Source organism: Mesorhizobium sp. (assembly GCF_005063415.1).
In the GTDB taxonomy this organism is placed as follows: domain Bacteria; phylum Pseudomonadota; class Alphaproteobacteria; order Rhizobiales; family Rhizobiaceae; genus Mesorhizobium.
In genome coordinates this window covers 64816-88745 of record NZ_SUEG01000007.1, presented here as the reverse complement: position 1 = coordinate 88745, position 23930 = coordinate 64816, and the positions used below count along the sequence as shown (strand labels likewise).

At 62.5% G+C, this 23930-nt stretch carries 25 protein-coding genes and 1 pseudogene; 14 read left to right on the top strand and 12 right to left on the bottom strand.

What is annotated here, in order from left to right:
* Positions 1 to 956 (top strand): polysaccharide deacetylase family protein (locus E5W70_RS04125; RefSeq protein ID WP_292654228.1); only part of this gene is annotated, 956 nt, incomplete at its 5' end.
* Here E5W70_RS04125 and E5W70_RS04120 read toward each other — a convergent pair.
* Positions 953 to 1180, bottom strand: coding sequence for a DUF2842 domain-containing protein (locus E5W70_RS04120; RefSeq protein ID WP_292654225.1), 228 nt, complete (start codon positions 1178 to 1180; stop codon positions 953 to 955). The genes E5W70_RS04125 and E5W70_RS04120 overlap by 4 nt on opposite strands.
* Positions 1181 to 1331: 151 nt before the next feature.
* On the opposite strand from E5W70_RS04120, the gene E5W70_RS04115 reads away from it, so the two are divergent.
* A complete protein-coding gene (locus E5W70_RS04115) occupies positions 1332 to 2426 on the top strand; it encodes a COX15/CtaA family protein (protein ID WP_292654223.1) in 1095 nt (364 codons plus the stop codon).
* Here the strand turns inward: E5W70_RS04115 and E5W70_RS04110 are convergent.
* The 3 genes from E5W70_RS04110 to speB are packed head-to-tail and all read right to left on the bottom strand — an operon-like array spanning position 2416 to position 5213.
* Entirely contained in the window at positions 2416 to 3249 is an 834-nt protein-coding gene (locus E5W70_RS04110; RefSeq protein ID WP_292654220.1) for an aminoglycoside phosphotransferase family protein, read from the bottom strand. The two genes, E5W70_RS04115 and E5W70_RS04110, sit on opposite strands and share 11 nt — an antisense overlap.
* Positions 3250 to 4176 carry an N-acetyl-gamma-glutamyl-phosphate reductase gene (gene argC / locus E5W70_RS04105; RefSeq protein WP_292654217.1) on the bottom strand — a complete coding sequence of 309 codons (927 nt, stop codon included), beginning with the start codon at positions 4174 to 4176 and terminating at the stop codon, positions 3250 to 3252.
* 29 nt (positions 4177 to 4205) lie between these two features.
* Positions 4206 to 5213 (bottom strand): agmatinase, encoded by a 1008-nt coding sequence (gene speB / locus E5W70_RS04100; RefSeq protein WP_292654214.1) that lies wholly within the window; start codon positions 5211 to 5213, stop codon positions 4206 to 4208.
* Positions 5214 to 5499: 286 nt separating this feature from the next.
* On the opposite strand from speB, the gene E5W70_RS04095 reads away from it, so the two are divergent.
* Positions 5500 to 6558 carry a glycerophosphodiester phosphodiesterase family protein gene (locus tag E5W70_RS04095; RefSeq protein ID WP_292654212.1) on the top strand — a complete coding sequence of 353 codons (1059 nt, stop codon included), beginning with the start codon at positions 5500 to 5502 and terminating at the stop codon, positions 6556 to 6558.
* A 30-nt stretch (positions 6559 to 6588) separates the two neighbouring features.
* Here E5W70_RS04095 and E5W70_RS04090 read toward each other — a convergent pair whose 3' ends face one another.
* Positions 6589 to 7473, bottom strand: coding sequence for an aldo/keto reductase family oxidoreductase (locus E5W70_RS04090; protein WP_292654209.1), 885 nt, complete (start codon positions 7471 to 7473; stop codon positions 6589 to 6591).
* Between the two features lie 94 nt (positions 7474 to 7567).
* Here E5W70_RS04090 and E5W70_RS04085 point away from each other — a divergent pair, with 94 nt between their 5' ends.
* The gene (locus E5W70_RS04085) at positions 7568 to 8470 is read left to right on the top strand and encodes a LysR family transcriptional regulator (protein WP_292654206.1); all 903 of its coding nucleotides are present in this window, start codon (positions 7568 to 7570) and stop codon (positions 8468 to 8470) included.
* Positions 8471 to 8580: 110 nt separating this feature from the next.
* Here the strand turns inward: E5W70_RS04085 and rpsI are convergent, their stop codons facing one another.
* From rpsI to E5W70_RS04060, 5 genes are all read right to left on the bottom strand, one after another.
* On the bottom strand, positions 8581 to 9063 hold the full coding sequence (gene rpsI, locus E5W70_RS04080) for a 30S ribosomal protein S9 (RefSeq protein WP_023717316.1): 483 nt from the start codon (positions 9061 to 9063) through the stop codon (positions 8581 to 8583).
* A gap of 1 nt (position 9064) precedes the next feature.
* Positions 9065 to 9529: a 50S ribosomal protein L13 gene (rplM, locus tag E5W70_RS04075; protein WP_292654203.1), complete on the bottom strand. Its 465-nt coding sequence runs from the start codon at positions 9527 to 9529 to the stop codon at positions 9065 to 9067.
* A 255-nt stretch (positions 9530 to 9784) separates the two neighbouring features.
* Positions 9785 to 10183, bottom strand: a complete 399-nt coding sequence (locus E5W70_RS04070; RefSeq protein ID WP_292654201.1) for a type II toxin-antitoxin system HicB family antitoxin — start codon at positions 10181 to 10183, stop codon at positions 9785 to 9787.
* 27 nt (positions 10184 to 10210) lie between these two features.
* Positions 10211 to 10396: a type II toxin-antitoxin system HicA family toxin gene (locus E5W70_RS04065; protein WP_292654198.1), complete on the bottom strand. Its 186-nt coding sequence runs from the start codon at positions 10394 to 10396 to the stop codon at positions 10211 to 10213.
* Positions 10397 to 10449: 53 nt separating this feature from the next.
* Positions 10450 to 10905 (bottom strand): PaaI family thioesterase, encoded by a 456-nt coding sequence (locus E5W70_RS04060; protein WP_292654194.1) that lies wholly within the window; start codon positions 10903 to 10905, stop codon positions 10450 to 10452.
* Positions 10906 to 11055: 150 nt separating this feature from the next.
* Here E5W70_RS04060 and E5W70_RS04055 point away from each other — a divergent pair, with 150 nt between their 5' ends.
* The 6 genes and pseudogenes from E5W70_RS04055 (at position 11056) to E5W70_RS04030 (ending at position 15424) form a co-directional block, all read left to right on the top strand.
* On the top strand, positions 11056 to 11877 hold the full coding sequence (locus E5W70_RS04055; protein WP_292654191.1) for an enoyl-CoA hydratase: 822 nt from the start codon (positions 11056 to 11058) through the stop codon (positions 11875 to 11877).
* A gap of 9 nt (positions 11878 to 11886) precedes the next feature.
* Positions 11887 to 12309 carry a VOC family protein gene (locus E5W70_RS04050; protein WP_292654189.1) on the top strand — a complete coding sequence of 141 codons (423 nt, stop codon included), beginning with the start codon at positions 11887 to 11889 and terminating at the stop codon, positions 12307 to 12309.
* 11 nt (positions 12310 to 12320) lie between these two features.
* Positions 12321 to 13097 (top strand): annotated as a pseudogene (locus tag E5W70_RS04045) (AAA family ATPase).
* The gene (locus E5W70_RS04040; RefSeq protein WP_292654186.1) at positions 13094 to 13615 is read left to right on the top strand and encodes a CoA-binding protein; all 522 of its coding nucleotides are present in this window, start codon (positions 13094 to 13096) and stop codon (positions 13613 to 13615) included. The pseudogene E5W70_RS04045 and the gene E5W70_RS04040 overlap by 4 nt, the downstream one beginning before the upstream one ends.
* 172 nt (positions 13616 to 13787) lie before the next feature.
* The gene (locus tag E5W70_RS04035; RefSeq protein ID WP_292654184.1) at positions 13788 to 15068 is read left to right on the top strand and encodes an O-acetylhomoserine aminocarboxypropyltransferase; all 1281 of its coding nucleotides are present in this window, start codon (positions 13788 to 13790) and stop codon (positions 15066 to 15068) included.
* A 5-nt stretch (positions 15069 to 15073) separates the two neighbouring features.
* Positions 15074 to 15424: a cupin domain-containing protein gene (locus E5W70_RS04030; protein ID WP_292654182.1), complete on the top strand. Its 351-nt coding sequence runs from the start codon at positions 15074 to 15076 to the stop codon at positions 15422 to 15424.
* Positions 15425 to 15457: 33 nt separating this feature from the next.
* Here E5W70_RS04030 and E5W70_RS04025 read toward each other — a convergent pair whose 3' ends face one another.
* Positions 15458 to 16705, bottom strand: a complete 1248-nt coding sequence (locus E5W70_RS04025; RefSeq protein WP_292654179.1) for a cytochrome P450 — start codon at positions 16703 to 16705, stop codon at positions 15458 to 15460.
* Positions 16706 to 16801: 96 nt separating this feature from the next.
* Between E5W70_RS04025 and E5W70_RS04020 the strand changes: the two genes are divergently transcribed.
* Entirely contained in the window at positions 16802 to 17902 is a 1101-nt protein-coding gene (locus tag E5W70_RS04020; RefSeq protein WP_292654177.1) for an FAD-binding oxidoreductase, read from the top strand.
* Positions 17903 to 17906: 4 nt separating this feature from the next.
* Here the strand turns inward: E5W70_RS04020 and E5W70_RS04015 are convergent, their stop codons facing one another.
* A complete protein-coding gene (locus tag E5W70_RS04015) occupies positions 17907 to 18497 on the bottom strand; it encodes a hypothetical protein (RefSeq protein WP_292654174.1) in 591 nt (196 codons plus the stop codon).
* 348 nt (positions 18498 to 18845) lie between these two features.
* Here E5W70_RS04015 and clpP point away from each other — a divergent pair, with 348 nt between their 5' ends.
* From clpP to lon, 3 genes are all read left to right on the top strand, one after another.
* Positions 18846 to 19475 (top strand): ATP-dependent Clp endopeptidase proteolytic subunit ClpP, encoded by a 630-nt coding sequence (gene clpP / locus E5W70_RS04010; RefSeq protein WP_292654171.1) that lies wholly within the window; start codon positions 18846 to 18848, stop codon positions 19473 to 19475.
* 306 nt (positions 19476 to 19781) lie between these two features.
* Positions 19782 to 21056, top strand: coding sequence for an ATP-dependent Clp protease ATP-binding subunit ClpX (gene clpX / locus E5W70_RS04005; RefSeq protein ID WP_006332719.1), 1275 nt, complete (start codon positions 19782 to 19784; stop codon positions 21054 to 21056).
* A 280-nt stretch (positions 21057 to 21336) separates the two neighbouring features.
* Positions 21337 to 23748 carry an endopeptidase La gene (gene lon, locus E5W70_RS04000; RefSeq protein WP_292654237.1) on the top strand — a complete coding sequence of 804 codons (2412 nt, stop codon included), beginning with the start codon at positions 21337 to 21339 and terminating at the stop codon, positions 23746 to 23748.
* Positions 23749 to 23930 lie beyond the last annotated feature (182 nt).

Here is a 23930-nt window from a genome sequence, read left to right as displayed (position 1 = left end):
TCCTTATGCTGCATCGGGTGACTGCGACACCGGAAAAGCCGAACGGCGTCAACCGCCACTTGAACATAGCGCCTGGGTTTCTCGACACCGTGATCGCCGACATGAAGGCGAACGGCTACAGTTTCGTCACGCTGGACGAGGCGATCGAGCGCATAAAGGCTGGCGACAAGGACGGCCAGTTTGCGACGATCACCGCCGACGACGCCTATCGAGACAACATGACCGAAGCACTGCCGGTGCTGGAGAAACACGGCGCGCCGATCACCATCTACGTCGCGCCGGGACTGATCGACGGCGCTGCCGATTTGTGGTGGGACGTGGTCGAGGACATCGTCAATGCGCGCGATCGCCTGACGCTGACGACGCCGGATGGCCCGGTAACGATCGACTGCTCGAGTCCGGGAAAAAAGGTCCAGGCCAATGCGCGCCTGCACGCTCATCTGACGCTGAAGGTGCGCGAGCAGGACCAGCGTGCGGTGTTGCGCGATCTGGCGCGCTCGAACGGCATCGAGTTGGGCGGTCCGCGCCCGAGCACGCTGATGAACTGGGACGAGATCCGCACCATGGCCGCGCACCCGCTGGTGACGATCGGCGCGCATAGCGTCAACCACTGCAATCTGAAGCGGCTTTCCGAGAGCGACGCGCGGCATGAGATCGGCGACGTCAAGCGCATATTGCGGGCCAAACTCGGCGAGGAGCCGCGCCATTTCGCCTATCCCTACGGCTATGCCAGCGCCGTCGGCCGCCGCGAAGTGAGCCTTGTCCGCGATGCCGGCTATGCCTCGGCGGTGACGACCCGCCACGGCATACTCCGCGCCGAGCATGCCGGGTTCCTGCATGCCCTGCCGCGCATTTCGGTCAATGGCCGCTATCAGAGCGTCGCCCATATCCGCACGATGCTGTCGGGTGTGACGACGCCGCTGGCCAATGCCGGCAAGACGGTGGTGACGATCTAATTGTTGCCTCGGCTCTTCGGCCGCGGCTCCAGGATCAGCCATTTAATGATGCCCATCGCCGGCAGCACCCACAAAAGCCCGCTGAGCAGGAAGAAGATGAAGTGCGCCCACGGTCCCGATTCCGCCAGTTGCGCGACCGCCACGATCGAGGCGACTAGCGCATAGACTATGACCAGCACTACCAGCAGGAAGCTTCCGATCAGCTTTTTCAGGCGAATGGGCATGGCGCGATCTCGTTGATCGCTATCGCTTAGGCCGAACAGCCGATGCACGCAACCCGCCAGAAACGGCGCGACGGCGTGCCGCGCTGTCCGGTCTTGCAAGCCGGGTTGCGATGGTTCACCAATCCGCGACTTCAACTGCCGGGACAAATCCATGGCTGCTGCCATATCCGACGCCGCGCCTTTCGCAGCCCGCGATCGCGACCTTCGCAATCGTGCGCTGGTGCGCGGTTGGCTCTATGTCGTGCTCCTGGTGCTGTTTGCGCTGGTAGTGGTCGGCGGCGCTACAAGGCTCACCAATTCCGGCCTGTCGATCACCGAATGGCAGCCGATACACGGCGTCATCCCGCCGCTCAATGATGCCGAGTGGCAGGAGGAGTTCCTGCGCTACCAGCAGATCCCGCAATATGCCGAACTCAACAAGGGTATGAGCATCGAGGCGTTCAAATCGATCTTCTGGTGGGAATGGGTGCACCGCATCCTGGCGCGTAGTGTCGGCGTGGTCTTCGCCCTGCCGCTGCTGTTCTTCTGGGCGACGCGCCGCATCGAGCGGGGCCTCGGCACGAAATTGTCGGGCATCCTCCTTCTCGGCGCCCTGCAGGGCGCGATAGGCTGGTGGATGGTGGCGTCCGGGTTGGCTGACCGGGTTTCGGTCAGCCAATACCGGCTGGCGACGCATCTGACGTTGGCGGCGCTTATCTTCACGGCGACCATGGTGGTCGCGCGTGGGCTGGCGCCGCACTCGGAACCTGCCGCCGACCGCTCGACGCAACGTCTGGCCGGCTTCCTGGTGCTGCTGGCGCTGGTCCAGATCTATCTCGGCGGGCTGGTCGCAGGGCTAGATGCCGGCTTGAGCTACAACACCTGGCCGCTGATGGACGGCAAGCTGGTCCCCGGCGACCTGCTGCTGCTCGAACCGGCATGGCGCAATCTCTTCGAAAATCCGAAGACGGTGCAGTTCGTCCACCGGGCCGGCGCCTACACGATCTTCGCGGTCGCGCTCTGGCACATGATTGCGACACGCCGGCGCCTGCCGGGTACGACGCATGCCCGGCGCGCGACGCTGCTGTTCCTGATTGTCGTGGTGCAGGCGTCGATCGGCATCGGCACCCTATTGATGCAGGTGCCGCTGCACATGGCCCTGACGCATCAGGCATTTGCGCTGGTTCTGCTGGGCTTCGCCGCCGCGCATTGGCGCGGTACCAGGGGCGCTTACCCGCTGCCCCACGAGATTGCTCTCAGAGGCTGAGCCGCACCCGCCGGATTGCCGCGGCAATCGCCAGCTCGCGGTTTTCGTCGACCGCATTTCGATCTTCATGGTGCCATGCAGCCGACAGGCAGCCATAGGCAATGGCGTGGTCCAGTATGGCGGGCGCCGTCTGGCCGAGCGTTGCGGCAAAGACTTGCGCCATATGGGTGATCCGCCGCGGGTCGAGGCAAAGATCGTCTCGGTCGAGTGGGTTGTAGAACATGTTGGCGGCATCGAAGCCCGGGTCGCCGAGAACGCCCTTCGGATCGATCGCCAGCCAGCCACGTGGACCGTGCATGATGTTGTCGTGATGCAGATCGCCATGCAGCGGCCGCATGTCATGCGGATTGGACAACAGCCGTTCCGCGATTTCGGCTGCTTCGACATACAGGCTCCTTTCGTCCGCGGCGCGATCGGCCTTCGCCTTTTTGAACAGGCTGGAAAACCGTGTGCGCAGCGGCTGAAGGTCCGGCGGGGCAGGGTGCTTCGACCGCGAGAACAGCTTCACCTCCGCCGCTATGGCGGTGGCGGCATTGTCGCCCTGATCCGCAATCATCTGTGACAGCGAGGTTTCGCCGGCGTATTCGAGCAGCATGCGGTGGCCGTCGCGGCCGAGCAGCCGCACCGCGCCTTCGCCGCGTCGCCAGGCGAGGAAATGCTCGCCACGCAACTCGTCCTCGACATCGTCGAAAGGCTTTAGGTCCTTGACGATTGCCAGTGAGCCGTCCTCGCGAGCAACCTTCCAGATGCGGCTGCTGAACGTCTCGGCGACGGGTTCGGGCGCGCCGACCTTCCAGCGCTTCGGAAATGCCGGCACGTCCATTCAGAGGCCGAGCATCAGATCCATGTTCTGCACGGCGGCACCCGAGGCGCCTTTGCCGAGATTGTCGTAGACGGCAAGCAGCAGCGCCTGCGCCCTGTCGTCATTGGCAAAGACGTAGAGCTTCATCCTGTTGGTGCCGTTGTAGATCTCCGGATCGATGCCAGGCATGCGTTCCTGATGCAGATACGGCGCCACCTCGACCACGCCGCCATCGATGGAAGCGAAATGATCGGCGATCGCCGCGTGAAGCTCGGCGCCGGTCGGTACATGATCGAGGCCGCCGAGTTGCAGCGGCACCACGGTGATCATGCCTTGCGCGAAATTGCCGACCGCCGGCTGCATGATCGGATCGTGCGAAAGCCTGGCATAGGTTCTGAGCTCAGGCACGTGCTTGTGCTGCAGCGTCAGCCCGTAGGGCAGGAATTCCGGCGCATCCTCGCCCTTGGCGAGATAATCCTCGATCATCGGCCGGCCGCCGCCGGAATAGCCGGAAATGCCGTTGACGGTGACCGGAAAATCGGCCGGCAACAGCCCCGCCGCAACCAGCGGCCGCAGCGTCGCGATCGGTCCTTGCGGCCAGCAGCCCGGATTGGCGACGCGCTTCGCCGAAGCGATCTTTTTCGCCTGGTCCTTGTCCATTTCGGCGAAACCATATTCCCACCCATCGGCGACACGATGCGCCGTCGAGGCGTCGATCACTTTGGTGGTGTCGTTGGCGATCAGCGAAACGCTTTCCTTGGCGGCCGCGTCCGGCAGACAGAGGATCGCGACATCGGCGGCGTTGAGGAACTCGGCGCGCGCTGCCGTTTCCTTGCGGCGCTCGGTCGGGATGGAGATGATTTCCAGGTCGCCGCGCTCGGCAAGCAGCGCCCTTATCTGCAGACCGGTGGTGCCGTGCTCGCCGTCGATGAAGATTTTCGGTTTCATTGCTTGCCAAAATTCCTGTTATCTCAAAGCTATATGCCGCTTGCCTGATTCAATCCGGCAACGCTGTGATTGCCCTGGTTCATTTCCTCGAGCCGCGCCTTTCGTTCCGCCAGCAGCCCGAGATAGTGCATGGCCACCATTGACCCGGCAATTGCCGTTATATCGGCGTGATCATAGGCTGGCGCAACCTCGACGACATCGGCGCCGACGATATCGACCTGGTTGATCTGGCGCAGCACCGACAGGATCTTTGCCGAAGACGGGCCTCCCGCGACCGGCGTTCCGGTGCCGGGCGCAAAGGCCGGGTCCAGGCAATCGATGTCGAAAGTGACATAGGTCTTCTTGCCGCCGGTGCGGTCGACGATGGCATAGGCGATGTCGGACGCCCGCATTTCCTCCACTTCATGGCCGTACAGGATCTTGATGCCGAACGTGTCGGGCGCATGAGTGCGGATGCCGATCTGGATCGACCGGTCGGGGTCGATGATGCCCTCCTTGACCGCACGGCCGACGAAGGAGCCGTGATCGATGCGCTTGCCGTCGTCGGGCCAGGTGTCCTGATGTGCGTCGAACTGCACCAGAGCCAGCGGGCCGTGGATGGCGGCATGCGCCTTGAGCAGCGGCCAGGTGACGAAGTGATCGCCACCGAGTGACAGCAGAAAGGCGCCGGATTTCAGGATCTTCGCCGCTTCGCGTTCGATCGTGGCAGGCGTCTTCTGGTGATTGCCGCTGTCGAGCAGGCAGTCGCCATAATCGATTACAGCAAGCTGTTCGAACAGGTCGCGCGAAAAGGGATATTGCGGATCGTTGTCGAGGATGGCCGAGGCGCGGCGGATCGCCTGCGGTCCGAAACGGGCGCCCGGCCGATTGGTGACCGCAGCGTCGAAGGGAATGCCCCACACCACCGCATCAGCGTCCTTCACGTCCTTCGAATATTTGCGCCGCATGAACGACAGCGCGCCGGCATAGGTCGGCTCGAACGACGCACCCGTCCTGGAGCGGGTGGTGAAGGCGTGATCGATGGTCCTTGGCGGCATGAAGAGATCTCCTGTGCGTCGACGCGCAACCTTATTGGACATAATTCTCAGAATTGCGACCCCTGCGGAGGATCATGGCCATTCGATCCGGTCACAAATCCTTGCTCGCCAGGCGAACCCCGCATGGCTCGCCAGGAGATTGCCTGCAAGCGACCGAAAGGAGCCGTCGCCGACTGCTTCGGCCGGCGCTGACCTGATTTTCCGGCATTTTGCAAGCCGGCTTCGTTCACCTGCCTGTCACGGGCATCGCTTAACCGGGGTGGGATCCCGGTACGGAGCGATTCTCATGCGAACGATTTGGCTGAGCCTTCTGCTTTCCGCGGCGCTGGCGGTCTCCCTTGGCCATGCATCGGCAGGCGAAACGCGCGCCAGGCAGATTCTGGACCGCTTCGAGCACGCCAACCAATGGCGCGACCATGTGATAGTGGCCGCGCACCGTGCCGGCAGCATGCAGGCCGGCAAGACGCTCTATCCCGAAAACTCGATCGCCGCCGTCGAGGCGTCGATCGCAATGGGCGCCGAAATCGTCGAGGTCGACATCAGGCGCTCGAAGGACGGCGAATTCGTCGTCATGCATGACAGCTGGCTTGACCGCACCACGAATTGTAGGGGCGAGGTGGTCAAGCGGACGCTGGCCGAACTCAAGACCTGCCGCTTGGTGACCGAAGGTACCGGCGCCGTTACGGGCGAGACGGTCTCGACGTTGCGCGAGATGTTGATGACGACCAGGGACAGGATCCTCATCAACCTCGACAACAAGCTTGATGTCGATAGCCTGGCGGGCATGATTGCGGTTGCGCGCGATCTCGGCATGGCCGAACAGGTGATCGTCAAGGAGAACCTGTGGAATGCGGAGAGGATCACCAGCGTCAAGGCTGCCCTGGACGCGATCGGCAGCGGCTTCCAGTTCATGCCGATCATCGCCGATGATGCGGTTCGCGACGCCATGTTTGCTGAAAAAATCAGCCGGGCCTTCCCGGTGCGCGCGGTCGAGATGATCAACTGGCGCGCAGGATCAGAGACGCTGACCGAGACCGGCGGTCCGCTGTTCAGCCCGCACATGCGCGCGCTGGCGGTGAGGGGCGACTGGCACATCTGGGCCGACACCTACGCCATCATCAACAAGCCGGGTGGCTTCCTCGCCGGTGGCCGCGGCGACGAGCTGGCGGTCGCGGCCAGCCTGCCGCGCGAGACCTACGGCTTCTGGGTCGAGCGCGGCGCGACCATCATCCAGACCGACGAACCGAAGGCCGCCATCGGCTGGCTGGCGGCGAACGGTTTTCGCGTGCCCTATGCCGGTGAGAAGCGACCTGCCGAGCCGGCCAACACGGCCAGCATTAACTAACGCCGGGCACGAAGCAGAGCGATTGCCGCGCTACGCGTGAGCGGGGATATTGCCGGCGATACCGTCCAATTCCTCGAGCGCATCGTCCGGCAGCACGAGATCGCCCGCGGCGAGGTTCTCCCTGAGATGCGCGACGGAAGACGTGCCGGGGATCAGAAGAATGTTCGGCGCGCGGCAAAGCAGCCAGGCGAGCGCGACCTGCATCGGCGTGGCGCCGAGGCGTGCCGCGACCTTGGACAAGGTCGACGACTGCAACGGGTTGAAGCCGCCAAGCGGGAAGAACGGCACATAGGCGATGCCGTCGCGGGCCAGATCGTCAATCAAGGCATCGTCGCCCCGATGCGCCAGATTGTACTGGTTCTGCACGCACACGATCTTGCAGATCCTGCGGCCTTCGGCGATCTGCGCAGCGGTGACGTTGCTCAGCCCGATGTGACGCACAAGGCCCTGGCGCTGAAGCTCGGCAAGCGTCGCAAGCGGCGCCTCGATCGACCCTTCGGCGGGGCCATGCGCGTCGAACATGATCCGAAGGTTGACCACCTCCAGCGCGTCGAGCCCGAGATTGCGCAGATTGTCGTGCACCGCCTTAGTCAGCTCTTCGGCCGAGAAGGCCGGCAACCACGATCCGTCCTGGCCGCGCTGGGCGCCGATCTTGGTGACGATAACGAGGTCGTCGGGATAGGGTGCGAGCGCTTCGCGGATCAACAGGTTGGTCACGTGCGGGCCATAGAAGTCGCTGGTGTCGATGTGATTGACGCCTTGTGCAACGGCTTCGCGCAGTACGGCCAACGCGGCGTCGTGGTCCTTTGGTGGGCCGAAGACGCCTGGCCCTGCGAGCTGCATGGCGCCGTAGCCGAGCCGTCTCACTTTGCGGTCGCCGAGGATGAATGTGCCGGACTGGTCGACGCTGGACATGGTCTTTCTCCTTCAGGAACGGTGCACAGATAGACGTTGTCCGATCTCATGATAATTGGGTACAATTCGCACGGGCTGTGCGGAATGACGAACAATGCAGATTGATCTCGGGGATCTGAACGCCTTCGTGGCCGTAGCGCGCGCCAAAGGTTTTCGGGATGCGGCACGCGCCAGCGGCGGCAGTGCGTCCGGCTTAAGCGAGGCGGTGCGCCGCCTGGAGACGCAGCTCGGTGTCAGGCTGCTCAACCGGACGACCCGCAGCGTTGTCCTGACGGAAGCCGGCGAAGGCCTGCTGGCGCGGCTCGGTCCTGCCTTGACCGAGGTAGAGTCGGCCCTGGACGTGGTGAACGGCTTTCGCGACAGGCCGGCGGGTACGCTGCGCCTCAATGTGCCGGTCAGCGCCGCGCGGCTGGTGCTGCCCAGCATCGTTCCGCCTTTTCTCGCCGCCTATCCAGGCATCCGGTTGGAGGTGATCTCAGAGGAGAGCTTCGTCGATGTGCTGGCGGCGGGGTGCGACGCCGGCATTCGCTATGAGGAGCGGCTGGAGCAGGACATGATCGCCGTGCCGATCGGGCCGCGCGTGCAGCGCTTCGCCACCGCCGCCAGCCCTGCCTACCTGGATCGTCACGGCCGCCCGCAGCACCCGCGCGACCTGCTCGGCCACGCCTGCCTGCGCGGCCGCTTTGCCAGCCGTGCGATGCCGCCGTGGGAATTCGAGCGCGACGGCGAGGTGGTGCGGGTCGACCCAAGTGGGCCGCTTCTCGTGACACTGGGCGGGGCGACCGACCTCAAGGTCGATGCAGCCATCGCCGGCACAGGCATCGTCAGCCTGTTCGAGGATTGGCTGCGCCCTCACTTCGAGAGCGGGGCGCTCGAACCGGTGCTTGAACCGTGGTGGCAGAGCTTCTCCGGACCGTTCCTCTACTATCCCGGCCGGCGCCTCGTGCCGGCGCCGCTGCGAGCGTTCATCGACTTCATCAAGGACAGCCGGATCTGAGCTCTGTGCAGGCATGAACCGCGCCGCACGCGCGGGTGGGGTGATGCCCCTGTACGAAAAGAAAAGGCCGCCCGGAGGCGGCCTTTCGATGGCGTGTAATTGCGCAGCGCTTAGCGCTTGGAGAACTGGAAGCTCCGGCGGGCCTTCGCCTTGCCATACTTCTTGCGCTCGACGACGCGGCTGTCGCGGGTCAGGAAGCCGCCCTTCTTGAGTACGGCGCGCAGCGCCGGCTCGTAATAGGTCAGCGCCTTGGAGATGCCGTGGCGCACGGCACCGGCCTGGCCGGAGAGGCCGCCGCCGATGACGGTGGCAACGATGTCGTACTGGCCGGCGCGGTTGGCGGCGATGATCGGCTGGTTGAGGATCATCTGCAGGACCGGACGCGCGAAATATTCGGCGAACACCTTGTCGTTGACGACGATCTTGCCGGAGCCGGGCTTCACCCAGACACGGGCAATGGCGTTCTTGCGCTTGCCGGTGGCATAGGCGCGGCCCGATTTGTCGAGCTTCTGGACATGGACGGGTGCTGCCGGCTGGGTGTTGGTGTTGCCGGTGGCAGTTCCGAGTTCTGCGAGCGAGGAAAGCTCAGCCATTTTACGAAACCTTCTTGTTCTTGGCGTTCAGCTTGGCCACGTCGAGCGTGACGGGCTGCTGGGCGACATGTGGATGTTCCGTGCCTGCGTAGACGCGGAGATTCTTCATCTGGCGTCGGCCGAGCGGGCCGCGCGGGATCATGCGTTCAACGGCCTTCTCCACGACACGCTCGGGGAAGCGGCCCTCGAGCAGCTGGCGCGCGGTGCGCTCCTTGACGCCGCCGGGGTGACCGGTGTGCCAGTAATAGACCTTGTCGGTGAACTTCTTGCCGGTGAACACCACCTTGTCGGCATTGATGACGATGACGTTGTCGCCGTCGTCGACGTGCGGGGTGAAGGTGGGCTTGTGCTTACCGCGAAGATGATTGGCGATGACAGTGGCGAGACGGCCGACTACGAGACCCTCGGCGTCGATCAGCACCCACTTCTTCACCACATCCGCAGGCTTCTGCGAAAAGGTTGCCATGGATTGTTGCTTTCTGTTCGGACCTTCAAAAGAAGGCGTTTCTTGTTGCTTGGATTGGCAAAAGGCACTTGCCGTCGCCAATAACAAAACGGCGGCCTTTGCGGGCCGCTGCTTCGTCACGGCTTATAGGGGAGGGTGGTTATCGCGTCAAGGCGCATGAAATGATTGCCGGAAGATAAACTTAAATGAAAACAAGGATTTGAGTTAAAGGTATGATTTTACCACATCGCGATTTTTGGCCCTGTGTAGGTAAGTTCAGTGCTTTGCCTCGATTTCCTTGCGAGCTGCGCTGGAGAGGAATGCCGATCGCGTTATGCCTCGGTCGCGCGCTGCCGCGTCGATCGCCCGCAAGACGCCGCGCTCGAAAGTTACATTCGCCCTCACAACGGCGCTGTCATTGTCGATGAGTGGTACCGAGACCAGATAGCCTCCTTCAGCAAGTGCTTTGCGTATATCCGCAAGCGCGACGATCGCCTCGTGGCTGGACGGCTCGGGAACAGGCATGTCCTCCGCCCACAGTTGCAACGCTTCGACTGCATTCGGTACGATGTCTTCCGCCTCGTCCGCGGCTGAAAAGCAGCCGGGAATGTCGGGAAAGCGAATACCGAACGCACTGTCTGGATCTTTGTCGACCAACGCGAAATAGTTCTTCATCTCAGCCTCCAAGACGCTTCAGGTCGCCTATGTCCAGCCCGCTTGCTTGGCGATGGCGCGAGCTGTACCGGTTGGTAGATCCTTCTCAGGATGCGGAACGATCAACACGATCTCGCCCTTTCGGAACTTGTGATGTGAGCCGCGTATGGAAACCAGCTCGAAACCATCATCCTTGAGACGCTTCACGATTTTGCGGCTGTCACGCTCAAGCAAACGTCACCAATGCGCACATATATACACATCAACGAAAAACTCAATAGAAAGCATCAGGCCGGTTCCGGCCTTGGCGGGATCGAATAGGTGCCCGTGGCGTGCGCTACCGTGTGTCCCTCCGGGCCGGCGACGATGTCGATATCGAACACCATCAGGCTCTTGCCGAGCTTGAGGATGCGGCAATGGCCGTCGATCGGCCCGGCCTCGGCCTTGCGGACAAAATTGATGTTGAGACTGGTGGTGACCGAAAGCGCATCCGGCCCGGCATGCGAGAGCACGCAGACATAGCCGCCTATGTCGGCCAGCGTGAACAGCGCCGAACCCGACACGGTGCCGCCGGGACGCAAATGGCGCTCGTCGGCATTGAGCCGCACGATACAGCCGCCTGGAAACACGTCCAACGCCTCGTAGAAGGTGAACTGGTCGTTGAGTTGCGGGAAAACGGTCGCCATCAGCGCGTTGACATCAGCAGCCGTCAGCACCGGCTTGAGATCGCTTTGGGCAGGCATGTCGGTCCCTCGTTTGCGGCTGCCTGTATGAGCGTAGCGTGCCGTTTCTGGCAACAGCCATTCATTATGGCAGAAGCGGGGTGTTGGACGAAGCGAGACCCGCATACTAGATTAGTCGATCACCGATCCGGAATCGCGGAGGAACGACCCATGGCCGAAATCGTCGCCATCAAGCCTGCCGTGGCCGAAGGGCCGGTCGCCGCCCGGCTGGATAAGGGCGTGCTGCGCCTGACGCTCGCCAATCCGCCGGCCAATGCTCTTTCGCTTGCAGTGATGGCGGCGCTGATGACGGAACTCGACCGCGCCAAGGGCGACAAGTCCGTCCGCGTCATCGTCCTCGGGGCGGCCGGCAAAGTGTTCTGCGCCGGGCACGACCTCAAGGAGTTGAGCACGCACCGCGCCGATGCCGACCGCGGCAGGGCCTTCTTCGAAAAGACGTTTTCCGCCTGCGCTTCACTGATGCAGGCGATCGTTCGCCATCCTAAGCCGGTGATCGCCGAAGTCGACGGCTTGGCGACGGCGGCCGGGTTGCAGCTGGTCGCCAGCTGCGATCTCGCCATCGCCTCGCACGAAGCGACCTTCTGCACGCCTGGCGTCAATATCGGACTGTTCTGCTCGACGCCGATGGTGGCGCTGTCGCGCAACGTCTCGCGCAAGCACGCCATGGAGATGCTTTTGACCGGCGAGACCATCGATGCGGCAACCGCCAAGGAATTCGGCTTGGTCAACCGCGTCGTGCCGCGCGAATATCTGAATCAGATTGTCACCAAATACGCGCAAACCATTGCGTCCAAATCCTCCCTGGTCGTCAAGATCGGCAAGGAAGCCTTCTATGAGCAGGCGGAAATGGGGCTGGCCGAGGCCTATGATTACACCGGGCGCGTCATGGTCGAGAACATGCTGGCGCGCGATGCGGAAGAGGGCATTGGCGCCTTCATCGGCAAGCGCAAGCCGGAATGGCCGGAGGAATAGGAGGCGGATATGGAACCGCGCATCTCCATCATCACCATCGCCACCGACGATCTCGAGCGCGCCACGCGCTTTTATGAGGCAATGGGCCTGACCCGCCATGCCGGGATCACCGATGGTGTTGCCTTCTTCCAGATGGGCGGCGCCATTCTTGGCTTGTTTCCGCGCCCAAGCGCCGAAGAGGATTCGGGCGTTACCTTCTCCAAGGCGCCGTCCGCCGTCTACCTTGCCTACAACACCCGCTCCGACGCCGAGGTCGATGCAGTGCTGGCGCTGGCCGAGACGGCCGGCGGCCGTATCGTCAAGCCGGCGCAACGCGCCTTCTGGGGCGGCTGGTATGGCTATTTCGCCGATGCCGACGGGCATGTCTGGGAAGTGGCGCACAATCCGGCTTTTCCGATCGCGGAAGACGGATCGATTTCGCTGCCGGCCTGACGAGGTTCCCTCTGGCTCATCGCAAGCAACTGACGCGGCTGAAGGCGCCCTATCTCAAGCGTATCCTGATCGAGCCCGGCCGGGTCGTCGATTGGGAAAAATATCCCTGGAACCTGCCGATCTTTCACGGCCACGAATTCGAGCTCGAATTCACCACGCCGATCACCATCATCGTCGGCGAGAACGGCACCGGCAAATCGACATTGCTCGAAGCGATCGGCGCGCTGGCCGGCTACGATGAAGCTGGCGGCGGCAAGGGCTACATGCCGGTCGACCACTCCCGAGCCATCGACAAGAGCGGCGCGGCGCTGGCGGCAACGTTGCGTGGCCACTGGCTGCCGAAGGTCACCGCAGGCTAGTTCTTTCGCGCCGAATCCTTCTATTCGGTCGCCCGCTATCTCGATCAGGCTGCCATCGACGCACATGAGGCGCCGCCCGACTTCCTGTCCTGGTCGCATGGCGAGGGCTTCATCAGGTTCTTCGAGGAGCGCTGCCGCCGGCAAGGCATTTACATCCTGGACGAGCCCGAAAGCGCCTTGTCGCCGACGCGCCAGATCGAACTTCTCAAGATGCTGCGGCGGATGGACCAGTCCGGCACGGCACAGGTGATCATGGCCACGCATTCGCCGCTGCTGATGGCCTGTCCCGGCGCGCGGCTGTTCCGCATCAGCCGGTCCGGGCTCGATCCCACCGATCTTAGCGATACCGACCATTTCCGCATGATGCGCAATTTTTGCAATGATCCAGATGGTTTTCTCGCCGAAGCGCTGTATGAGGACGAGGCATGAACCACGACGCCTACGACAACGCCTATATCGCCGGCATCCTCAATTCGGTGAAGACCATCGCCATGGTCGGCGCGTCGGCCAATGACGTGCGGCCGAGCTATTTCGTGCTGAAATATCTGCTCGGCAAGGGGTTTTCGGTGTTCCCGATCAATCCCGGCCAGGCCGGCAAGGAGATCCTCGGCCAGATGACCTACGCCAGGCTCGCCGACGTTCCGGGACCTGTCGACATGATCGACGTGTTTCGCGCTTCCTCTGCCGTGCCGGGCATTGTCGACGAGGTATTGCGGCTCGATCCGCTGCCGAAGGTCATCTGGATGCAGCTTGGCATACGCCATGACGAGGCAGCCGCACGCGCCGAAGCCGCCGGCATCAAGGTGGTGATGAACCGTTGCCCCAAGATCGAATATGGCAAGCTGTCCGGCGAGATCGGCTGGACCGGCGTCAATTCAGGCGTGCTGTCCTCCAAGAAGCCGCTGATGCGCCCGGGGTTCCAGAGTTTCGGCGTTCGCCAGAAGTAGGTAGTGAATGGTGAATGGTGAATAGAAGGATTTTTCTGGAAGGCGGGCAAGGCGGCATATGAGCCGCTTGCAATCAGGGTGGGGCTGGCCGACTTTGCCATTCACCATTCACCATTCACCATTCACCATTCACCATTCACCATTCACCATTCACCATTGAGGGAGGTTTTCGATGGCCCGCACGCCCGGTTTCAATACGCTCGCCGTCCATGCCGGCGCTAAGCCGGATCCGGCGACAGGGGCGCGAGCGACGCCGATCTACCAGACGACCTCCTTCGTCTTCGACGATGCCGACCATGCCGCCTCGCTGTTCGGGCTGAAGGCGTTCGGCAACATCTACACCCGCATCATGAACCCGACCCAGGCGGTGCTGGAAGAGCGCATCGCGGCACTCGAAGGCGGCACGGCAGGCCTTGCCGTCGCCTCCGGCCATGCCGCGCAGGTGCTGGTCTTCCACAACCTGATGCAGCCCGGCGACAATTTCGTTTCAGCGACAAAGCTTTACGGCGGCTCGATCAACCAGTTCGGCCACGCCTTCAAGAATTTCGGTTGGCAGGTGCGCTGGGCCGACACCAACGACATCTCGACCTTCGAGAGCCAGATCGACGACAGGACCAAGGCGATCTTCATCGAAAGCCTGGCCAATCCGGGCGGCGTCTTCGTCGACATCGAGAAGATCGGCGACATTGCCCGCAAGCACGGCCTGCCGTTGATCGTCGACAACACACTGGCCTCGCCCTATCTGCTGCGGCCGATCGAACATGGCGCCGACATCGTCGTGCATTCGCTGACCAAGTTCATCGGCGGCCACGGCAATTCGATCGGCGGCGCCATCGTCGACGGCGGCACGTTCGACTGGTCGAAGTCGGGCAAATATCCGATGCTTTCGGAGCCGCGCCCCGAATATGGCGGCCTCGTCCTGCACGAAACCTTCGGCAATTTCGCTTTCGCCATTGCCGCCCGCGTGCTCGGCCTGCGCGATATCGGCGCGGCGATTTCGCCGTTCAACGCGTTCCTGATCCTGACCGGCCTGGAAACCTTGCCGCTCAGGATGCAGCGCCACTGCGACAATGCGGCGGCGGTCGCCGGATGGCTCTCCAACCATCCCAAGGTCGCCTGGGTGTCCTATCCCGGCCTGCCCAGCGACAAGAACAACGCGTTGCAGAAGAAGTACTCGCCGCTTGGCGCCGGCGCGGTGTTCACCTTCGGGTTGAAGGGCGGCTACGCGGCGGGCATCAAATTCGTCGAAGCGCTCGAACTGTTCTCGCACCTGGCCAATGTTGGCGACACCAAGTCGCTGGTCATCCACCCGGCATCGACCACGCATCGCCAGCTTTCCGACGAGCAGAAGATCAACGCCGGGGCAGGGCCGGACACGGTCAGGCTCTCGGTCGGCATCGAGGATGTCGACGACATCGTCGCTGATCTGGAACAGGCTCTCGCCAAGGTTTGATCGCCATGACCAGGCCGAAATTTCTTTCCGTCGGCGTCGACACCGTCGAACCGGAGCTTGGCGCACCGGCGCCGGATCGCCTGATTTCGGGCGATCCGAAATTCCGCACCTGGAATGTTGAGGAGCAGGACGGCGGCCTCTATGCCGGCATATGGGAAGCAACGCCAGGCAAATGGCGCATCGAATATGACGAGTGGGAGTTCTGCCACATCCTTTCAGGGGTCTCGGTGATCGCCGAAGACGGCGGCGATGCGCGCACTGTCGGGGCCGGCGACAGTTTCGTGCTGAGGCCGGGCTTCAAGGGCAGCTGGGAAGTGCTTGAAACGACTCGCAAGGAGTATGTGATCAAGCTTTGATCACCCTGCGGCTGAGCCTGCCGGATCGAATGCTCAAAAGCGTACCGCGAGCGTTTCCAGCCCGTGGAAATGATAGCTGTCGCGGAAGCGTGGCTGTTCGGCGAGATGGAGCCGCGGCAAGCGCTCGAACAGGGTTTTCAGCGACACCTGCAGTTCGAGCCGGGCGAGCGGCGCGCCGATGCAGAAATGGATGCCGGCGCCGAACGATACGTTCTTCTGGTCGGCACGGTCCGGCCTCAAGGCGAGGGGCTCGGCAAACGCAGTAGGGTCGCGATTGGCCATGCCGAGCAACAGCCCGATCGTCTCTCCCGGCTGGACGATGATCCCCGGCCCGGCCTCGACCTCCTGATAGGCGTAGCGCGTGAACATGTGCAGCGGCGCGTCGAAGCGCAGGCACTCTTCGACCGTCGCGGCTGTTGCTTCCGGTGAGGCGAAGAAGCGGCGCGGGTCGCCGCCTTGCGCAAGGATCGAGCGCACCGCATTGCCGGTCTGGTGGACAGTTGCTTCATGGCCGGCATTGAGCAAAAGGATGGCCGAGGATACCAGCTCGTCCTCCGACAGTTTCTGGCCATCCTCCTGTGCCGCAATCAGCAGCGACAGAAGATCCTCGCCCGGCCTCTTTCGCCGCTCGGCGACGTAGCCGCGCAGAAAATCGGAAAAGTCGCGCGCGGCGCGATTGGCTGTCTCCTCCGTCTCGCGGGTGCGGCCATGCATGTACATGGCGACCATCCGATGCGACCAGTCGAGCAGCTGCGGCCCCATGTCGACCGGCACGCCGAGCATTTCAGCAATAATGGTGATCGGCAAGGGAGCGGCGAACGCCGGCAGCAGGTCGACTCCTCCTGGTTCGAAACGGTCAATCAATTCATTGGCCAGCGCCTCGACGCGCGGCCTGAGCCGCTCGACCTGGCGCGAGACGAAGGCGCGGTTGACCAGCGTTCTGAGCCGTGTGTGGACGGGCGGCTCCAGCTCCAGCATCGAATTGGCCTCGACGCCGTCGAAGGCGCTGAGATGCGTGCGGTCCTGGCCGATGCCCCGGCTGTCCGGAATGCCGGCCGGGTTCTGCCGGCCGAAGCGGCGATCGCGCAGCAGACGGTTGACGTCGTCGAAGCCGCCAAAGCACCAGAAGCCAAATTCTTCCCAGACGAAGGCGTTCGATGCGCCGTGCAGGAAGGCATAGGCCTCGTATGGATTCTGGAAAAAGGCCGGCTCGTGCGGATCGAGCCGCAGGCGACGTGTGGCTGGATCAAAGGCAAGGTAGGGCGGCTTCAATTCGGTCATGCCAGATCATTAGCGCGGCTTGCCAGTCTGGTGCCAGACCGTATGTTGGCCCTCCCGAGAGGTGAGCCGCCGAAGCGGTTGCGGAAGGACGGTTTCATGAATGTGATCGTGGTCGGTGCAGGCATTGCCGGGCTTTCCACAGCGTGGTCGCTGGTCAAGGCCGGGCACCTCGTCTCGATCGTCGAGCAGGGACCGATCCCCAATCCGCTTGCAGCGTCGGGCGACCATCATCGCATTATCCGCCGCGCCTACCGGGCTGGCACGGGCTACGGCCGGCTGATCACCGAGGCCTATGAAGCATGGGATGAGATGTGGGCCGATCTCGGCGAAAGCCATCTCGATCCGCGCGGCTTCATCTGTATTTCGCGGGAGCCGGGAGATGAGGCGGAGGAATACCGCGAAGGCATGGAAGCCGGGAACTATCCGTTCGATTTGTTCGAACCGGACGCCGCGGTTGAACGCTGGCCGTTCCTGCAGCCCGGTTCGTTCCGCTATGCCTATTTTTCACCGGACGGCGGCGCGTTGCACTGCCGCAAGATCGCCTGGGGCCTCGCCCGATGGCTGCGCGAGAACGGCGCCAATGTCTACGAAAACAGTAAGGTGGTCGAGATCGACTCCGACGTCGGACATGTCGTGCTTGCGAGCGGCGAAACGATGCAGGCCGACCGGATCATCGTCGCTGCCGGTGCCTGGGTGCTAAAGCTGTTCCCGGAGCTGGATGGCCAACTGAAAACCTGGCGCACCGCGCTCGCCTATGTCGAACCGCCGGCGGATCTGAAAGCAGCTTGGCAGGCTGCATCCGTTGTCCTCGACATCGGCGGCAGCGTCGACGGCTATGCAATCCCGCCGACAGGTGGCGCCGGCATGAAATTCGGCTCGGGCCTGCACAGGGCGCCGACCAGCGATGCCGACTGGAACCGCCAGCCGGTGCCGGGCGAGGGTGAGGCGATCCGCAACCTGTTTTCGCCGCCGATTGCCCGCATCGAGGAATACAAGGTCACCGAAGTGGTCACCTGCGCCTACACCTTCACCGCCGAGAAGTTCCTGGCCCACCGCAAAGGCAAATGCCTGGTCGTCTCGGCCTGCTCCGGCCACGGCTACAAGTTCGGCGCGGCAGTTGGCAGAAGGGTTGCGGCCTGCGTCAGCAATGGCGATGTCGACGGCCTGAAGAAATGGCTCAGGGCCGAGGCGGCCTGAGCGCCTAGTATCGGCAATGCCTCGGAATATGCACGCGCCGCCAGCTCGATGAGCCCTCCCTAACAACCACGCGGCGAACCACTGTCTGATAGGACGCCGGAATGTCGATGATGCGCCGCTGCTCCGGCCGCACCAGCACCTCTTCGGCGACGCTCTCATATTCGGCGGGGAGGACAACGCGCCGACGGCGTTCCGGCTCAACCACGACGATTTCGGCCACGCGTTCATAGCGCGCCTTGTGCCTGACCTTGCACAGCACCTTGCGGCCATTGATGATGCGCCATTCCCAGGAATAGCCGCCGTCATCGACCCTCACGGAGCGGTAGATGGTGCGGGTAATGGCGGGCACGATCTCATAGCTGACGCGCGCCGACGCGATCTGCACCACGCGCTCGCGCGTCCCGTAGATTGGCGCCTCGTATTCCACCTGCTGGCCGGCTGGGCTGACGAGCACGTCCTCATAGACCGTGTCGTAGACGGCCGGCCGGTTGACCTGCTCGTAGCATTCGACCGCGCGTCCGCCGGCCGCCGCCTCGGACGCCATGCCGAGAACGGTGATGCCGGTAAGGGCCAAGGAAGCAGTTTTCCTGATCATCGCACTCCCCCTTATTTGAACTGCGTGAAGCGGGTTCAACGTTGGATTGTAGGGCAAGCCGCGGCCGGAAAAAGCGGTTTCACCACTTTTCGTTAAGCGATGCGGTTAAGAAACTGCTAAACAACGGCCAGGCATGAGCGCCCCTTCCCACCGCAGGAGAGGGGCTGCCGGCACGGCGACAGGCGAAACTGGTTTGGAAACCTTGATTCGACTTAACCGGATGGCTAGGAGAGGCGGCCTTGCGCTAGGGTGAGCCGGCATCCTATTTACACAATAACGATCCAGAACCGATTCTGCCCGATTGCAAATCTCCGGCGCCGGAATCCCATCCTCAAAAAGGGATAGTCCATGAAGAACCCCGTCGAAACCTACATGAACCTCGTTCCGATGGTGGTCGAACAGACCAATCGCGGCGAACGGGCCTACGACATTTTCTCGCGGCTCCTCAAGGAGCGCATCATTTTCATCACCGGCCCGGTCGAGGACGGCATGGCGACGCTGGTCTGCGCGCAGCTGCTGTTCCTCGAGGCGGAGAATCCGAAGAAGGAAATCAACCTCTACATCAACTCGCCCGGCGGCGTAGTGACCTCCGGCATGGCGATCTACGACACAATGCAGTTCATCAAGCCCGCTGTGTCGACGCTGTGCATCGGCCAGGCCGCATCGATGGGCTCGCTGCTTCTCACTGCAGGCGAGAAGGGCATGCGCTTTGCCACGCCGAACGCCCGCATCATGGTTCACCAGCCTTCCGGCGGCTTCCAGGGCCAGGCTTCCGACATCGAGCGTCATGCCCAGGACATCATCAAGCTGAAGCGCCGCCTCAACGAGGTTTATGTCAGGCACACCGGCAAGAGCTACGATGAGATTGAAAAAACGCTCGACCGTGACCATTTCATGACTGCCGACGAGGCCAGGGATTTCGGCCTCATCGACAAGGTCATTTCGTCACGTGAGCCAGTCGAAGGTATTGCCTTATAGGTCCGCGGTGGCCCCGCGGTGGCAATGAGTGGCGGGATCACGCGCTTTTGGCGCAGCTTGCGGCATTTCGGCCACAATTGGCTGTTCCCTCGACGGGTGCAATTGCCTACGTTAAGGCTATGTTGATTTTCGACGGCTTAGCTTTGCGCGTGGGGTTGTTCGAATCATTGCCCCGTTTTCCGATTTGTGTTTCGTACGGAATGCGTTGCGGGAGCCGGGGCACTGGCGGCAGCGGATTCCCGCGATAGATTGAATATACGCCCTTTCAACCAGACCATCGGCGGGCGGCCATGAAAGGACAGGAAAATGAGCAAGGTCGGCAACAACAGCGGTGATTCCAAGAACACGCTTTATTGCTCGTTTTGCGGCAAAAGCCAGCACGAAGTGCGCAAGCTGATCGCCGGGCCGACGGTGTTCATCTGCGACGAATGCGTCGAACTGTGCATGGACATCATCCGCGAGGAGAACAAGACCTCGATGGTGAAGTCGCGCGAGGGCGTGCCGACCCCGCAGGAAATCCTGAAAGTTCTCGACGACTACGTCATCGGCCAGCCCTACGCCAAGCGCGTACTGTCGGTGGCCGTCCACAACCACTACAAGCGCCTCGCCCATGCCGGCAAGAACAACGACGTCGAACTGGCGAAGTCGAACATCCTGCTCATCGGCCCGACCGGTTGCGGCAAGACGCTGCTGGCGCAGACGCTGGCCCGTATCATCGACGTCCCCTTCACCATGGCCGACGCGACGACGCTGACCGAGGCCGGCTATGTCGGCGAGGATGTCGAGAACATCATCCTGAAGCTGTTGCAATCGGCCGACTACAATGTCGAGCGCGCCCAGCGCGGCATCGTCTATATCGACGAGATCGACAAGATATCGCGCAAGTCGGACAATCCCTCGATCACCCGCGACGTATCGGGCGAGGGCGTGCAGCAGGCACTTTTGAAGATCATGGAAGGTACCGTTGCCTCCGTGCCGCCGCAGGGCGGCAGGAAGCATCCGCAGCAGGAATTTCTGCAGGTCGACACCGCCAACATCCTGTTCATCTGCGGCGGCGCTTTCGCCGGCCTGGACAAGATCATCTCGGATCGCGGCAGGAAGACCTCGATCGGTTTCGGCGCCATCGTCGCTTCGCCCGAGGATCGTCGCACCGGCGATGTTTTCCGCCTGGTCGAGCCTGAAGATCTCTTGAAGTTCGGCCTCATTCCCGAGTTCGTCGGCCGTCTGCCTGTCTTGGCCACGCTCGAGGATCTCGACGAGCCGGCACTGATCCAGATCCTGACCGAGCCGAAGAACGCGCTGGTCAAGCAGTATCAGCGGCTGTTCGAGATGGAGAATGTCGACCTGACCTTCCACGAGAACGCGCTGTCGGCAATCGCCAAGCGCGCCATCGAGCGCAAGACCGGCGCACGCGGCCTGCGTTCGATCATGGAAGCGATTCTGCTCGACACCATGTTCGAGCTGCCGGCACTGGAAGGCGTGCGCGAAGTGGTTATTTCGGAAGAGGTGGTGTCAGGCAACGCCAGGCCGCTCTACATCTATTCCGAGCAGAAGGAAAAGAAGGGCAACGTCAGCGCCTGACGTGAGCCGGCAATGGATTTTTCTGAAACGGCGCCGCAGGGCGCCGTTTTGCTGTCGCACACCGCGTACGGCGCCGCGAAATGGCCGCGTATTGGAGGGACGGACCGTGTTGACCCTTGATCTTTACCCACTGTGCCTCCAACTAATGCCAGAAGGCCGTGGTGCCGAATTCTGTGCTGTAAAACTCCCGTCACAAACGGTGGTAGGCGGAACGATCCCCGGTCGTTAATATGAGATTCGCGGTTGGCCGATTGGCGGCCGCGACATGAAAGGTTGGACAATGGCCAAATTATCCAAGGCTCCCAGCGACGGCGTCTTTGCAGTCCTCCCACTGCGCGACATCGTGGTGTTCCCGCACATGATCGTTCCGCTCTTTGTCGGGCGTGAAAAGTCGATCAAGGCGCTGGAAGAAGTGATGGGTCAGGAAAAGCAGATCCTGCTCGCGACCCAGATGAATGCCGCCGACGACGATCCGGAGCCCGATGCCATCTTTGACATCGGCACGCTCGCCAATGTGCTGCAATTGCTGAAACTGCCGGACGGCACCGTGAAGGTGCTGGTCGAAGGCGCCTCGCGCGCGAAAATCGTCGCGTTCACCGACCGTCCCGACTTCCACGAGGCCCGTGCTGCTGCGCTGGTCGAACCGGATGAGGAAGAGGTCGAGGTCGAGGCGCTGGCGCGTTCCGTGGTCACCGACTTCGAGAACTACGTCAAGCTGAACAAGAAGATCTCGCCCGAAGTGGTAGGTGCCGCCAGCCAGATCGACGACTATTCCAAGCTCGCCGACACGGTCGCTTCGCATCTTGCCATCAAGATCCCCGAGAAGCAGGAGATGCTCGCCACGCTGTCCGTCAAGGAACGGCTGGAAAAGGCGATGGGCTTCATGGAAGCCGAAATCTCGGTGCTCCAGGTGGAGAAGCGCATCCGCTCGCGCGTCAAGCGCCAGATGGAGAAGACGCAGCGCGAATACTACCTCAACGAGCAGATGAAGGCGATCCAGAAGGAGCTCGGCGAGGGCGAGGACGGCCGCGACGAGGCCGCCGAGATCGAGGCGCGCATCAAGAAGACCAAGCTCTCCAAGGAGGCCCGCGAAAAGGCGGAAGCCGAACTGAAGAAGCTGCGGACGATGTCGCCGATGTCGGCTGAATCGACCGTCGTGCGCAACTATCTCGACTGGCTGCTGTCGATCCCGTGGGGCAGGAACTCCAAGGTCAAGCAGGATCTGGCCTTTGCCCAGAACGTGCTCGATACGGATCATTTCGGCCTCGACAAGGTCAAGGACCGCATCGTCGAATACCTCGCCGTGCAGAGCCGCCAGAAGAAGCTGAAGGGGCCGATCCTGTGCCTCGTCGGACCTCCCGGCGTCGGCAAGACCTCGCTCGGCAAGTCGATCGCCAAGGCGACCGGCCGCGAGTTCATCCGCATGGCGCTGGGCGGCGTGCGCGACGAGGCCGAGATCCGCGGTCACCGCCGCACCTATATCGGCTCGATGCCCGGCAAGGTCATCCAGTCGATGAAGAAGGCGAAGAAATCCAACCCGCTCTTCCTGCTCGACGAGATCGACAAGATGGGCCAGGATTTCCGCGGCGATCCGTCATCGGCTTTGCTCGAGGTGCTCGATCCCGAGCAGAACTCGACGTTCATGGACCATTACCTCGAGGTCGAATACGACCTGTCGAGCGTGATGTTCGTGACGACCGCGAACACGCTGAACATCCCTGCGCCCTTGATGGACCGCATGGAGATCATCCGTATCGCCGGCTACACCGAGGACGAGAAGATCGAAATCGCCAAGCGTCACCTGATGCCCAAGGTGATCCGCGACCACGCGTTGCAGCCGAAGGAGTTCTCCGTCGGCGAGGACGCGATCCGCGGGATCATCCAGACCTACACCCGTGAAGCGGGCGTCAGGAGCCTGGAACGCGAGCTGATGAAGCTCGGCCGCAAGGCGGTGACCGAGATCCTGAAGACGAAGAAGAAGACGATCAACATCACGGCGGACAATCTTGCCGATTACCTTGGTGTTCCGCGCTTCCGCTTCGGCCAGGTCGAGAGCGACGATCAGGTCGGCGTGGTCACCGGGCTCGCCTGGACGGAAGTCGGCGGCGAGCTGTTGACGGTGGAAGGCGTCATGATGCCCGGCAAGGGCCGCATGACCGTGACCGGCAATCTGCGCGACGTGATGAAGGAATCGATCTCTGCGGCGGCCTCTTACGTCCGCTCGCGGGCCATCGATTTCGGCGTCGAGCCGCCGCTGTTCGACAAGCGCGATATCCACGTCCACGTGCCAGAGGGTGCAACCCCGAAGGACGGACCGTCGGCTGGCGTGGCGATGGCGACGGCGATCGTCTCGGTGCTGACCGGTATCCCGGTCAGGGCCGATGTGGCGATGACCGGCGAGATCACGCTGCGCGGCAGGGTGCTGCCGATCGGCGGCCTTAAGGAAAAGCTGCTTGCCGCACTGCGCGGCGGCATCAAGAAGGTGCTGATCCCGGAAGAGAACGCCAAGGATCTGGCGGAGATTCCGGAAAACGTGAAGAGCGGCATGGAAATCATCCCGGTCTCACGCGTTGGCGAAGTGTTGCGCCATGCGCTGGTGCGCATGCCGGAACCGATCCAGTGGGTCGAACCCGTTAGTGCACCGGCCGTGGTCGATGTCGGAGACGAGGCTGGTAAATCGCTGGCGCATTAGTTCTTGCTAAAGTTGCAATGCACAAAGAGAGAGCCGGGCCTTGAGCCCGGCTTTTTCATGTGAAGAACCCCGGATTTCCGGGCTTTTTTCGACATTCTTGGCGCTTTTCGACTTGGTTGCCGGAGCGCTTCTTTCTAAAGTCCGTTTCCTGCCGGATCGAGTCGAGTGTTCCGGTTTTCTCA